The 12924-nt window shown below is 55.6% G+C and carries 13 protein-coding genes; 6 read left to right on the top strand and 7 right to left on the bottom strand.

All coding sequences use genetic code 11. The features are described 5' to 3' along the window. Nucleotides 1–18 precede the first annotated feature (18 nt). Nucleotides 19–579 (bottom strand): cytochrome b, encoded by a 561-nt coding sequence (locus TH3_RS07825; protein ID WP_076519537.1) that lies wholly within the window; start codon nt 577–579, stop codon nt 19–21. A 138-nt stretch (nt 580–717) separates the two neighbouring features. On the opposite strand from TH3_RS07825, the gene TH3_RS07820 reads away from it, so the two are divergent. Together TH3_RS07820 and TH3_RS07815 are read left to right on the top strand one after the other, a co-directional pair. Next, on the top strand, nt 718–1332 hold the full coding sequence (locus TH3_RS07820; protein ID WP_007091946.1) for a hypothetical protein: 615 nt from the start codon (nt 718–720) through the stop codon (nt 1330–1332). Between the two features lie 102 nt (nt 1333–1434). After that, a complete protein-coding gene (locus TH3_RS07815; RefSeq protein ID WP_007091947.1) occupies nt 1435–2514 on the top strand; it encodes a substrate-binding periplasmic protein in 1080 nt (359 codons plus the stop codon). On the opposite strand, the gene TH3_RS07810 is transcribed toward TH3_RS07815, so the two are convergent. Then, entirely contained in the window at nt 2511–3248 is a 738-nt protein-coding gene (locus TH3_RS07810) for an alpha/beta fold hydrolase (protein ID WP_007091948.1), read from the bottom strand. The genes TH3_RS07815 and TH3_RS07810 overlap by 4 nt on opposite strands. Continuing rightward, on the bottom strand, nt 3245–3805 hold the full coding sequence (locus TH3_RS07805; protein WP_007091949.1) for a hydrolase: 561 nt from the start codon (nt 3803–3805) through the stop codon (nt 3245–3247). The genes TH3_RS07810 and TH3_RS07805 overlap by 4 nt, the downstream gene beginning before the upstream one ends. 214 nt (nt 3806–4019) lie before the next feature. Between TH3_RS07805 and TH3_RS07800 the strand changes: the two genes are divergently transcribed. Beyond that, complete coding sequence (locus TH3_RS07800; RefSeq protein ID WP_007091950.1) at nt 4020–5981, top strand: DEAD/DEAH box helicase; 1962 nt, start codon at nt 4020–4022, stop codon at nt 5979–5981. 86 nt (nt 5982–6067) lie between these two features. Here TH3_RS07800 and TH3_RS07795 read toward each other — a convergent pair whose 3' ends face one another. Together TH3_RS07795 and TH3_RS07790 are read right to left on the bottom strand one after the other, a co-directional pair. After that, nucleotides 6068–6514 carry an Rrf2 family transcriptional regulator gene (locus TH3_RS07795; protein WP_007091951.1) on the bottom strand — a complete coding sequence of 149 codons (447 nt, stop codon included), beginning with the start codon at nt 6512–6514 and terminating at the stop codon, nt 6068–6070. Nucleotides 6515–6518: 4 nt separating this feature from the next. Beyond that, a complete protein-coding gene (locus TH3_RS07790; protein WP_223305055.1) occupies nt 6519–7016 on the bottom strand; it encodes a GNAT family N-acetyltransferase in 498 nt (165 codons plus the stop codon). Between the two features lie 481 nt (nt 7017–7497). Here TH3_RS07790 and TH3_RS07785 point away from each other — a divergent pair, with 481 nt between their 5' ends. Further along, the gene (locus tag TH3_RS07785) at nt 7498–7974 is read left to right on the top strand and encodes an Lrp/AsnC family transcriptional regulator (protein WP_007091953.1); all 477 of its coding nucleotides are present in this window, start codon (nt 7498–7500) and stop codon (nt 7972–7974) included. A 20-nt stretch (nt 7975–7994) separates the two neighbouring features. Here TH3_RS07785 and TH3_RS07780 read toward each other — a convergent pair whose 3' ends face one another. Next, complete coding sequence (locus TH3_RS07780; protein ID WP_007091954.1) at nt 7995–9332, bottom strand: MATE family efflux transporter; 1338 nt, start codon at nt 9330–9332, stop codon at nt 7995–7997. A 695-nt stretch (nt 9333–10027) separates the two neighbouring features. Between TH3_RS07780 and TH3_RS07775 the strand changes: the two genes are divergently transcribed. Together TH3_RS07775 and TH3_RS07770 are read left to right on the top strand one after the other, a co-directional pair. Then, nucleotides 10028–10726 (top strand): alpha/beta hydrolase, encoded by a 699-nt coding sequence (locus tag TH3_RS07775; RefSeq protein ID WP_007091955.1) that lies wholly within the window; start codon nt 10028–10030, stop codon nt 10724–10726. Nucleotides 10727–11056: 330 nt separating this feature from the next. Next, entirely contained in the window at nt 11057–12667 is a 1611-nt protein-coding gene (locus TH3_RS07770; RefSeq protein WP_233421853.1) for a methyl-accepting chemotaxis protein, read from the top strand. Here the strand turns inward: TH3_RS07770 and TH3_RS23050 are convergent. Then, on the bottom strand, nt 12664–12909 hold the full coding sequence (locus TH3_RS23050; RefSeq protein WP_167710541.1) for a hypothetical protein: 246 nt from the start codon (nt 12907–12909) through the stop codon (nt 12664–12666). The two genes, TH3_RS07770 and TH3_RS23050, sit on opposite strands and share 4 nt — an antisense overlap. Nucleotides 12910–12924: the final 15 nt, after the last annotated feature.

Raw genomic sequence — 12924 nt, 5'->3', positions numbered from 1 at the left:
TTTGCCGGTCAAAAAGGATCAGGAATCGCGCCTTCGCAACGATGGCACATAACGCGCCAGCACATCATCATGGCGGATATAATGGTGCCAAATGGCGGCAATCACATGCAGCACCACCAGCGTCACCAGAACCGGCACGAAAAATTCGTGAATTTCCTCGGCCCCTTCATGCAGCCATTCGATCCGTCCCAGATCCGGCAGGGAAAATAATCCTGCGACCGGAAAATTGCGTCCCGATGTCATCACCGCCAGAAGCCCGGTAACCGGCATCGCAATCATCGCCAGATACAGCACACCATGCGCAATGCGCGCCATGATTTTAACCAGACGGGGATCGTCCTGTACCGCTGGTGGGGACAGGTGCAAAACCGCCAAAATCCGCGGCAGGAACAGGACCAGTACCGAAAGGCCAGCAAGCGCGTGATATCCCATGATTTCAGCCCGTTCGGCACGCGGGACTTCTTCCATGACCTGACCGATGCCAAAGGCGGCCGCCATCAACAATGCCATGATCCAGTGTAGCGCCGGAACAGACCAGTGCGGCCATCGCGAAATTTGCGTTTCAGAGACATCTGACATAATTGTAACCTCATTGCTGACTATGACGTAACTGATCCCGGCACCAATCTAGCCGCAAAGTTTCGCAAGGTTTTGTCGCATCTGTATCAATTTGTCGCAGACCGGACTTTTATCGCCCCGCACCCGCAAGGAGCCCCCATGAGAATCCTTTTCAATGCGCCCAAACGATTGTCTCCGCGTGTCACCTTGCGCGTGCTTGCAGGGGGCGTTTTGGGAAGTGCCCTGCTGCTGGCGGGATGTGGCAACATCACAACGATTGAACCACCAACCTATCAGGTCAATGATGTGCAGACCTTCAAGGTTTACGGTGCGCCAAACCAGATCATGATGGTCGAAGTCCACGACAAACAATCATCTGTATCGCCCGAAACATGGGCATCCGCCCTGTCCGGTCACGGATTTCCACCGCGCCTTGATTTCATCACCGATGCCACCCAACTCGGCCCGAATCAGGTCTTGCGTGACGGGTATCGTGTTGTCGTCGTCGTAAGCCCGTCACAAGCCACGATGGGTGAAAAAATCTGCACCACGCCCGAGGCTACCAACTACCCCGCAGATACAACCAGAATCCCGACACGCATTGCCTTTTGCGCAGGCGACAAACCGATCTCGGAACTGCATGCGAATTTCGTAAAAGCTGATTTTGAACAACAGGTTACCAATAATGGTGGTAGCATCATCGCACAGCTTTTCCCACGCGAAATCCGCGATGACAGTGATCGTCGTTGCGGCATGTTCCGTGCCGGTTGCTAAACCCGAAATAGCAATTGGTATAATTCTGCCCCTATCATGCTTGCTCTTGCCCTTTATTCCGGGCACCCTGTTGCCAACTACTCTGAAGGGTAGGTTTCAGGCATGAAAATAAGTGCCGATAAAAACAGGGAAGACTACTCGAATGGGGAAGAACCGTTGCCAGAAATGGCACGTATCGGCAAATTGCGCGCGCCCATCTGGTTGCCTCTGGCACTGGCTGGCGACCCTGAAATGAAAAACAGGGTAGAATTGACGTCGCATATTCTGTCCGTCTGGCAATCGATCCGGCCATCCTTGTTCCGCATGGCATGTGCCGGTCTTGTCATCGCCGTTGTAATCACCGGTTTTGGCGCGGGGGCAAAGGCCAGTGATGGCCATCCCGATGTTGCGCCCGATGCCGCCAATGCAACCAGTGCCGATGACCTGCATCTGACCGTGCTTGCCGATCAGGAATTCTATCCGCAAAGCTATCAGCTTAACGGCCATGCCAATGGCGCGCTATACGATCTGCTGCGTGATTTCAGCAAGTTTCAGCAGATCAATATGTCCTTTCAGCAATTGCCGCTCAAACGCGCGCTTGAAAACAGCGGCAACAATCGCGCAGGCTTCATCGGCATTCCCGGCAACACGGCAAGCAATACCGTCATATTTTCGGACGGTATCAGCACGACAAGCCTGCATGCCCTTACCCTTAAGCAGCGCGACCTGAACATCACAACTGCCGCCGACCTTGACGGGCTTCAGGTTTCCATCGCGCGCGGCCTTGAACTGCATGGCCCCTTGGCCCGCCATCTGCGCGAAGGTCGATTTGATATCACCCGGTTCAATTCAATTCGACAATCAATTGCCCTGCTGCTTGCCGGGCGGGTTGATGTTGCGCTGATCTATTGCGGATATGCGCAAAAGGCATCGCTTAAACAGATCGCCCATTTGACCGATGATGAAATTGCCGCATTGTCGATCCACCCGACATCACTGATGAATACGATCAACCGCCTGATATTGCCCGCCACCCCCGACAATGCCCGCCTGATGCGGCACTTTAACAGCTACCTCGCCAGACAGCGCAGCAGTGGCGCATTGGAAAAACTCTATGCGCAGTATCTGACCAATGAAAACACCATCGAAATGGTCCTGAGCGATACACTCACCCCGTCCGACACCAAAACATCAACGCCCTAGGTAATAAGCTCGCAAAGCGCATCGGCGCATATATCGGGCTGTTCCAGCGGCACATAATGCCCCGCCCCGGCAACCTCGATCATGCGTGCACCGGGAATGCGGGCCGCCATGTCATGATGCGATGCCGGGCTGATCACCCGATCAGCCTCCCCCACCATCACGGTGCAGGGGATATCGAGTTCCGGCAACAACGCCATACTGTCCGGTCGGTTGGCAACAGCTATGATCTGACGTTTGAAAACATCCTCGCCAAGATCCTCCGCCATATCCGAAAGCAGGCCGACAAGTTCTCGATTGTGCCGATGATCGGGATGGAGCATGTCGTCAAGCATCGCGTCATTGATCCCCCTGAACGGCAGGTTCACACCCGAAAGCCGGGCAAGCAAAAGCCTGCGCCGACGCATCAGCGGGTCATCGGCCGTCGCGCGCGTATTGACCAGCATCAGATGCGATACCCGTTCCCGCGCCATGCGCAGGATTTCAAACGCGACATAACCGCCCATCGACATCCCGACCAACACAAAACGATCCGGCACCAGATCAAGGACATCCCTTGCCATCACCGCCACATCCTCCTTGGTATCAAGTGCCGGGATCATCGGTGCGATCACCGGGGCCGCACCAATACGGCCACGCGCCTCCATGCGTGCGATCACCGGCTGCCACATCCGATAATCGGCCAGCATCCCCGACAGAAAGACAACCGGAATGGTCGTATGGGGATTGGCCGTCATTTAATCAGTGCGCTCAATTCCTTGAATTCCGGCGTTCCTGCCACGCGCAGCCATTCAAACATAACGCTTTCCCGCGTCACGATTTTCGCCCCGGCATCGCGCATCCGTTCCAGGCCGAAAATCTTGTCATGCATGCTGCGCGATGTCACCGCATCGGCCACCACATAAACCTCTCGCCCGCGATCAATAAGCTCCATCACGGTCTGAAGCACACAGACATGGGTTTCCATCCCGGCAATGACGATCTGGTCGCGGCCCGGTGTTTCTTCGATCTTTTCCATGAACCCATCGGCCGGCACACTTGAAAAACTGACCTTGGAAACGACATTGCCGCCATCGACCGTATCGGATGCCTTCATCACCAGATCAAGGATCGGGGCCGCCGTATGGCCAAGCCCCTTGGGATATTGCTCAGTCACAATGACGGGAACATTCAAACGATTGGCGCATTTGACAAGAAAGCAGCAATTCTCGACGGTCTGATCAGGGTCCTGACACGCCGGATAGAGTTTCTCCTGAACATCGATAATCACCAGACTTGCACGTGATGCATCCATCAACACCGTTTTTCTCCCCGTTTCATTGTCTATTTCACCAGATTACGCTTCCGGTCTGTGGCAAACAAGCCTCTCGCACCGGGTTAATTTGCCTCTTTAACCCTTTTTTGAGGCGTTTTTCTTGACTTAATTAAGGCTTCGCTTTACGACGCAAGCTGCTTTATCGCAGCGATAATCACATCATAACGCATTCTATTGCGGGAAAACGAACCATATGAATTTCGCCGATCTCGGTCTGAGCGAAGATATCCTCAAAGCCGTCGCAGACGCCGGCTATGATACCCCGACCCCCATTCAGAGCCAGGCCATTCCGTCCGTTCTGATGGCACGTGATATTTTGGGCTGTGCTCAGACGGGTACAGGCAAAACCGCAGGCTTCGTCCTGCCGATGCTTGATATCCTGCATCATGGCCGTGCGCGCATGCGGATGCCCCGTTCGATCATTCTCGAACCGACCCGCGAACTCGCGACCCAGGTAGCAGCAAACTTCGACATTTACGGCAAATACATGTCGCTGTCCAAGGCACTGATCATCGGCGGGGAATCTTTCGTCGAACAGCAGAAAATCCTTGAAAAAGGTGCCGACGTCATCATCGCGACCCCGGGTCGCCTGATCGATACCTTTGAACGCGGCAAACTGCTTCTGTCGGACTGCAAATTGCTGGTGATCGACGAAGCCGACCGCATGCTTGATATGGGCTTCATTCCCGACATTGAAAAAATCGTCAATATGCTGCCCAAACAGCGCCAGACGCTTTTCTTCTCGGCGACCATGCCCAAGGAAATCCGTCGCCTTGCCGACAAATTCCTCTCCAATCCCAAGGAAATCACCGTTTCCCCGCCCTCGACCATGGCGACCACGGTGGAACATAAACTCCTTGTCATGGATGAAATGGACAAACGCGAAGCCCTTCGCAAACTTGTCCGTCAGGAAGACGTCAAAAACGCCTTTGTGTTCTGCAACCGCAAAAAAGACGTCGATATCCTGTTCAAATCGCTGACCAAGCACGGCTTCAATGCCGGTCGCATGCATGGCGATCTGGTCCAGAGCGAACGCACCGAAACGCTTGATAAATTCAAAACGGGCGAAATCACCCTGCTGATCTGCTCGGACGTTGCCGCACGCGGCATTGACGTTGCTGATGTCTCGCACGTCTTTAACTTCGACGTGCCCTTCAACGCCGAGGATTACGTCCATCGTACCGGCCGTACCGGTCGTGCAGGTCGCGCAGGCAAGGCCTTCATGCTGGCCGTGCCCGAAGACGGCAAACTTGTTGCTGCGATCAACAAATCCATCAACATGGATATTCCCCTGACCGAGCTTGAAGGCATCGAAACCCTTGAACTGGACTTCACCGGCAAGAAACGCCGTGTGAAGAAAAGCCGCAAGGCGCCGCAGCGTGATGCATCCCCGCGCAGTGATCGTCCGGCGCGTAGCAATAACCGTAACGACCGCGCAGAACGCGACAGCAAGGCCGCCAATGCTGGTGCCAATGCCCCTGCCGCCGCGCCAGAAGCAAAGCAGCAGGACACACGCCCGGCCCAGCAGCCGCGAGACAATACGCCGCAGCGTGACGCAAAGCCGCGTAACGAACGTTCGAACCGTCCTGAACGTCAGGATCGTAATGATCGTTCTTCGGGCCGTTCCGCGTCGCGTCGTGATCGCGATGATCGTTATGATCGTCATGACCGGCATGATCGTGACGACAAGCCGGTCATCGGTTTTGCTGACCATACTCCGGCCTTCCTTCTGACCCCGGTCCCGGCCTCTAGCCTTGGCAAGCCGCGCGCCGACGAGGTCGAGAAAAAAGCACCGGCCAGAAAAACATCGTCAAAGGCCTCTGCCGAAAAAGTAACGGCTGAAAAATCCGCGTCGGAAAAAACCGGTACGGCGAAAACCGAACGCGCCAAACCGACGCGCACCAGAACCACACGGGCAACCGCAAAAAAGGCAAGCCCGGCAGCAGAGCCCAAGGACGAGGCAGCAGCCGTTTCTGCTCCTGCTGCATCTACAGCTCCGGCTCAGGAACCGGCATCTGCACCGGTGGCCGATGACGCGCCCGCCAAGGAAGAAAAACCGAAAGCCGCCCGTCGTCCGCGCAAAAAACCGGCCCCGAAAAAGGCCGCCAAAACCGAAACTGCTGCGGACGCCGAAACGACCGGCAGCGAAGGCTGATCCCTACCGGTTCATCGAATACACAAAAGGCCGTCAGATTGCTCTGACGGCCTTTTGATTTTGGTGCGATTATCTTAAATGGCGGCTTATACCGCGCGGAACAATCCGGTCGACCGCGGTTTTTCCGGTCGGCGCTTGCGCATCAGTTTCAGCATGGTTTCAATCGAAATCGACAGAAGCGTCGCATGGGTGATTTCCTCGATCTCGTCCATCACCTGCGACAGCGCGACACCGGCATTGGTGTCCTGCACAATGCCGCTTGTCGGGCCTGCACCGACTTCCTCAAACAGCCTGACAACATCAAGCAACGTCGTGCGCTTGGCATTGCCGCAGAAACGATAACCGCCACCGGCCCCACGGACCGATTCAACCAGCCCCGCCCGGCCCAGATCGCGCAGGACCTTCGCCAGATGGTTGGTCGAAATATTGTATCTCTCGGCGATTTCGGATGCCGAAAGCTGCCGGTCCGTATCCTCGGCCAGTTCCAGCACGGCATACAGCGCAAACAGGGTCGCCTTTTGCAAAGACATCATGGCGTTACACCCCTTCGTCCATATCGGTTTCAAGCTGGATAAAGGGTCCGGCCATCATACCCTGCGCGCGGAAAAACGACATAAGGTCGGTCGCATCGCGCGGGATCATGGTGCGGATCTTGGTCACACCGGCCTTGCGGAAACAGCGGCAGATTTCCTTGTAAAGAATGCTGCCGATCCCGCCCATGCGCAAATTCGGCTCGACACTGACAGTGCCGACCCAGCCGCACGGGACCGAGTTGAATTCCCATGACCGGACTTCCCCGAAAATGCAGCCCAGCAACGTATCGCCTTCTTCGGCAATCAGGAAAAACCGGGAATCCTTCCTGTTGCCATAACGGGTGAACAGGTCATCCCAATATTCCGGCTTGCGAAGGCCCGTTGTGCGGTCGTCAAGCGCGACCACATTGGCAAGGTCATCCTTGACCGCCGGACGGATATTGATTTTATGCTCGCCAATCGAGACTAGGTTATATCCCGGTGTATCTTGCGCAGCGTCCACCACGTAATGCCTTTCTTGTCCTGCAGGTTGGCAAAACCCCAACCCCCCAGCTCCTGACAGGAGAATAACCATCGTAAAAATACGTAAATTGGTACGATTATACTACACTGTCATTACCACGCGCGGCAACGATAAGTTCCGCCGCAAGTGCGAACAAAGCAAAGCAATGCAAGGATTTGAACGACATAACGCCGATATTTGTTCTATGCAAGTCCTAACGCTTTTCGCACTGCAAACCAGACTGTTTTGCCCTGTCCGGCAACCGGGAATTTCGGGGTCTTTTGGTCCGGCTTCGAAATCACAATCTGTTACCGTAAAAAGATCACGCCCGGATCACGCAAGGATTGACAGGAACGCGAAGTCATGGCTTATCGCGCAGCATGATTTTTGCGCTGGCGGGTAATTTATGCAAAGCCCGCAATGCGGCAAAATCAACCCGGATCACAATAATATCCATCGAGTATAAGGAGTGGGGCACGCCATGGCGCGCAACGGTTTCGACGCAATTGATCGCAAAATTCTTCGCGAGATTCAGGAAGACGGGCGCATCTCGATGGTCGAACTGGCCGACAAGGTCGGTCTTTCCGTCTCTCCCTGCCTGCGTCGCCTGCGCAAGCTCGAAGAAAGCGGCGTGATCCGTAAATATGTCGCCCTGCTGGCCCCATCACATCTGCGTCTGGGGGTGAATGTTTTTGTCACCGTGTCCCTGACCCAGCATGACGAACCGTCGCTGCGCCGTTTTGAAACCGCCGTGCAATCCCACCCGGAAATCGTTGATTGCTATGCCATGGTCGGCAATCAGGATTACATGATGCGCATCGTCGTGCAGGACCCGGCCGCCTATCAGCGTTTCCTGTCCGACGTCATGATGAAGCTGCCTGGTGTCGCCAACATCAAATCAAGCTTCACCCTGCACGAAGTCAAAAACAGCACCACCCTGCCCGTGCCAGAGGCATAAGGGACACGCGGCCCCCTGCCCTAAACCGTGGCAACCCGGCGGGCAGGAATGATCGTCGGAAACAGCACCGCCAGCGTCACCCCGCGCAGCAGGAAAAACGCGTTAAACGACGCCCACAGCAGATGGTTGCTGTCCGCCACCACCGCCCCCCATGCCATCCCGGCATAGATCGCCACCGACAACAGCATCATGTTCCGCCAGTGCTTGGTCTGCATCGCACCCAGAAACACCCCGTCGAACTGAAAACCAAGCACCCCGGTAATCGGCAACATCACCGCCCACAGCAAATAGCTGTAAGACGCCGCGCGGACTTCCGGGATCGACGTCAGGCCATCAATGATCCACGGCCCCATAAGGCCAAAGATCGCCGCCATCACCACCGCCGATACAATCGCCCAGATCGTTGTTTTGCGCACCGCCCAAAGGAACTGTTTGCGCCGTTCCGCCCCATAGGCCTGCCCGACAAGCGTTTCCGCCGCATGGGCAAACCCGTCCAGCGCGAAGGAGCCAAACATCAGGAAATTCTGCAAAACCGCATTCGCCGCCAATGTCACCTCGCCAAAGCGGGCGGAAAAACCGGTGAAAATTGCAAAGGCCGATGTCAGCGCCATGGTGCGCACAAAGATATCGCCATTGATTTTCATCAGGCGCGCCAGTTGCGTACGATCAAAAATACCAATCCCGCGCCACGTTCCGCCAAGCCGTTTTAAATGCGGCTGCATCAAAAACCAGCCCAGCATCACACCGGAATAATCGGCAATCACCGTGGCCCCTGCCACCCCCTTGACGTCCCAGCCAAAGCCTTGGACAAACAGGATATCCAGAACCATGTTCAGGCTGTTGAGAACCACCTGAAAAATAAACACCGCGCGCGCATCACGCATCGCCAGCAACCAGCCCAGCATGCAGTACTGCATCAATGTCGCGGGCGATGCCCAGATGCGCACATGGAAATAATCCCGTGCCGCCGCCTCGACCGCTGCGGTCGGCCGGATCAAGGCCATCGCAAGCTCAATGATCGGCCATTGCAGCACCATAACCGCAAGCCCCGCCGTCACCGCAATCAGGGCCGCACGGGCAAACACCGCCCGGACCCCGTTCGGATCACGCCGACCATCGGCCTGTGCGGCAAGCCCGGTGGTCGCCATGCGCAAAAAGCCAAAGCTCCAGAACACATAGGAAAAAATCAGCGCCCCGACCGCAACCGCCCCAATATAATGCGGGCTGTCCAGATGGCCGACCACAGCCGTATCAACCGCGCCCAGCAACGGAACGGTGGCATTCGAAAGGATAATCGGCAGGGTCAACGCCAGAACGCGTCGATCCCCCTTGCCGAACCAGCGACGCGTGCGGCTCACTGGGGAACTCGTCGGGGAACTCATCGGGGCCTCGGAAAATCGTCTGATCGGATGGGGCGAATTCCGGATCACCCGGAGGACTTCTTGTGACACAGTTTGCACCGGCGCAAAAGGCACCTTTGGAACTGTTATGCATCAAAGAATCCACATTCGTGAACAACCTCCGCGGCTTATTCACCCTTTAGGTGATTTTTGCGCGTACGCGGCATCGGTAAATTTCCGGTTTGTCGTGGAACGACGTTTCACAGTTTTTTCACAATCCCCCTCAAACGACTGTGAAACTGCGATAAATTTATAAAAAAATTTTCGGCCATTTGGCTATGTTTCCTGTCCAAAATACTATCCCAATGCATAGCCTCTCGACCCAATTTCATACTTTCACAGCATAAATACTAATCAATTCCGACTATACCGGGCCAATCATCCACACAGTTATCCACAGGCGCTATCACAACCTGGATCACACCCCTGTTCCGTCATTTACATGCCAGATGCATACCCATCCGGCATTTGTCCGACGGACCCGCTCTTTGGCCTGATGCAATCCTTGGCAAACCGATCATCTCTCGCATCATTTAGGGGAACCCAGGCCGGTCAAATTGCTGCCACAGGAATCAGCAGATATAAAAAGACTGGCCGTTGCCACGCAGCATTGCTAATCAGGAACAAAGACAAACAAAGGGATCTGATCTGAGATGACCGCTGAAACCGCATTGAACGGCCCGATGCTGTCGGCCGCATCAGGCACGACCAAAAGCATCGTGATCCTGCTGCATGGCTATGGTGCCGATGGCAATGACCTGATCGGGCTGGCACCGCATTTCGCCCGTGCCCTGCCCGACACCGCGTTTTATTCGCCCAATGCCCCGTTTCCATGCGAAATGTCGCCGTTCGGACGGCAATGGTTCAGTCTGGCCGAATATGATCCGGAATTCCTCCGTCGGCAGCCCGAAACCATGTCGGGCGCGCTGCGCGCCATGGCCGAGGGGGCGGCGAAAAATGCCGCCTATATCGACCGCTTCATCGACACCCTTCTCGCCGAACATGACCTTCCGGCGGATAAACTGGCTCTGATCGGCTTCTCGCAGGGCACGATGATGGCCCTGCAAACCGCACCGCGTCGCGATCCGGCTCTGGCCGGTGTCGTCGGTTTCTCTGGCGCGCTTCTGGGCGACGAAGCATTTGCAAGCGCGATCAAAACCAGACCGCCAGTTTTGCTGGTCCATGGCACCGCTGATCCGGTCGTCCCGATCGAGGCATCGCGCCTGGCACGTGATACCCTAACCTCCAACGGCTTTGCCGCCGAATTGCACGAACGCCCGGGTCTTCAGCACGGCATCGACGAAGACGGCATCATGCTGGCGACAAAATTCCTGCAAAAACACCTCGGCTGACCAACGGCCCCGCCCCTTCCGAATAGCCGCACACCGGGCACCTGCCCTCGAACCGATGGCAGGTGTTTTCTATTCCCGCGCGACGTTTGATATCCTGCGCGTGAGATACTGCGCCCAAACATAGCGCTTTTGTATAGCTAGCTATACAAAAATGGTGGTAGATATAAAGACTATCAGGGGTTCGGGCCGGGGTGTCCCGCCCGACATTTTCCCATTGGCGTCACCGGGAGAAAACGTCTCATGCTGCAAAAAATCAAAATTGGCCGAAAAATTGCGGGTCTTTCAATAGTTGCTCTTATCGGACTTATCGTCATTTCCTTCGTGGAATTGATGAACTTGCGAACCACGCTGCTTGAAGACCGAAAGGAAAAAATCCGTGCGACCACGGAATATGTCGTCTCGCTCGCCAATGATTTCCAGCAACGCGTCACGTCCGGCGAACTAGAACAGCAGGCGGCGATTGACGCCTTCTACAAGGTCGCGGCATCAGGCAAGTACGATGGTGATATCGGCTATTTCTTTGCTCTGACCAAAGACAACATCATGGTCATGCATGGTGCAAACCCCGCACTGGCCGGCAAGGACTTCTCTGCGGTTCAGGATTCAACCGGCGCCTATTTCATCAAGGATCTGGTCAAGGCAGGCAGCACACCCGGTGGTGGTTTTTCAACCTATTTCTGGCCCAAACCCGGTCAACCCAAAGAACTGACCTTTGAAAAACTGTCCTATGCCCATCCCCTGCCGTGGGGGGCTGTAATTGGCACCGGCATCTATATCGATGATGTCGACACCGCCTTCTGGGAGGCCGCAACATCCTTCATGATCCTGTGCGGCATCATTGTCGCCCTGATTGCCGTGACGGGAATCTGGATCGGGCGCGACATTGCCAACGGATTGCAAAAACTTTCCGAACGCATGACCCACATCGCCAATGGTGACCTCGAAGGCCACATCGAAGGCCAGGAACGCGGCGATGAGGTCGGCGATATGGCACGCACCGTCGTTGCCTTCCGCGAACAGGCACGCGAAAACCGCAAACTTCAGGATCGCCAGAAACAGCAGGAAACCGAGGCGGATAACAAACGCCGTCAAGACGTGCTTGAAATGGCCCGTAATCTTGAAAGCCGGGTAAAGGGGCTGATCCAGTCTATATCAGCATCGATTGCCGATATGAAAAAAGCGACGGCAAACATGCAGTCCGCGACCGAAATGAACAGCAAGCTTTCCGGCGCGGTTGCAACCGCCACAGCCCAGACATCCGGCAATGTTCAGACCGTCTCGGCCGCGACCGAGGAACTGACCGCCTCCTCCGATGAAATCGCCCAGCAGATCGCGCATTCTGCCGATATCGCCAATCAGGCCAATGACGAAGCCACCCGCACCAATGAAACCGTGACCGGCCTTGCCGATGCGGCGCAAAAAATCGGCGACGTCGCCAAACTGATCGGTGACATCGCCGAACAGACAAACCTTCTGGCCCTCAACGCCACCATCGAAGCCGCCCGTGCAGGCGACGCCGGCAAGGGCTTTGCCGTGGTTGCCAGCGAGGTCAAAAACCTTGCCAACCAGACCGCCAAGGCGACCGAGGAAATCAATCAGCAGATCACCTCGGTCCAGAACGAAACCGGCGAGGCCGTCGAGGCCATCCGCCGCATTTCCGAAACCATTGCCAAGGTCGCCGATAGCTCCACCGCCATTGCGGCCGCAGTCGAAGAACAGCACGCCGCCATCGGCGAAATCGCGCGCAACGTCGAGGAAGCCGCCAACGGCACCCGCGAAGTGTCCGAACGCATTGAAACCGTCAATGACAATGCGGGCAAGGTATCTTCGGGCACGACCCAGCTTGCCCAGACCGCCGAAAAGCTGGTCACCGAAGCCGTATCCCTCGACGAAGCCGTCGAAAGCTTCCTTGCCGATCTTCGCAAACGCGCAACAGGCTAAGCTCGACAGTTAATCAACCACCCAAAGGGTGGGGCAGCACCGCTCCAGTCTTTTTCTGTTTTTATCAGAGCAGACAGAACCAAAGCGTTTTGCAAAACATCTTGATCCACCTCAAATAAATACATATGTATATATACAATATACTTTTGAGGAAAAATTCTATACGAAAGATTCCACCCTATGTTGAGAAACATTAAAATCGGGCGCAAAATTGCATCAATCGCATGCTTGGCCTTTGTCATTACCATGACCCTGTC

The organism is Thalassospira xiamenensis M-5 = DSM 17429, assembly GCF_000300235.2.
Classification (GTDB): Bacteria; Pseudomonadota; Alphaproteobacteria; order Rhodospirillales; family Thalassospiraceae; genus Thalassospira; species Thalassospira xiamenensis.
The sequence above is the reverse complement of the archived record's forward strand: the minus strand, read 5'-3'. Positions and strand labels throughout refer to the sequence as shown.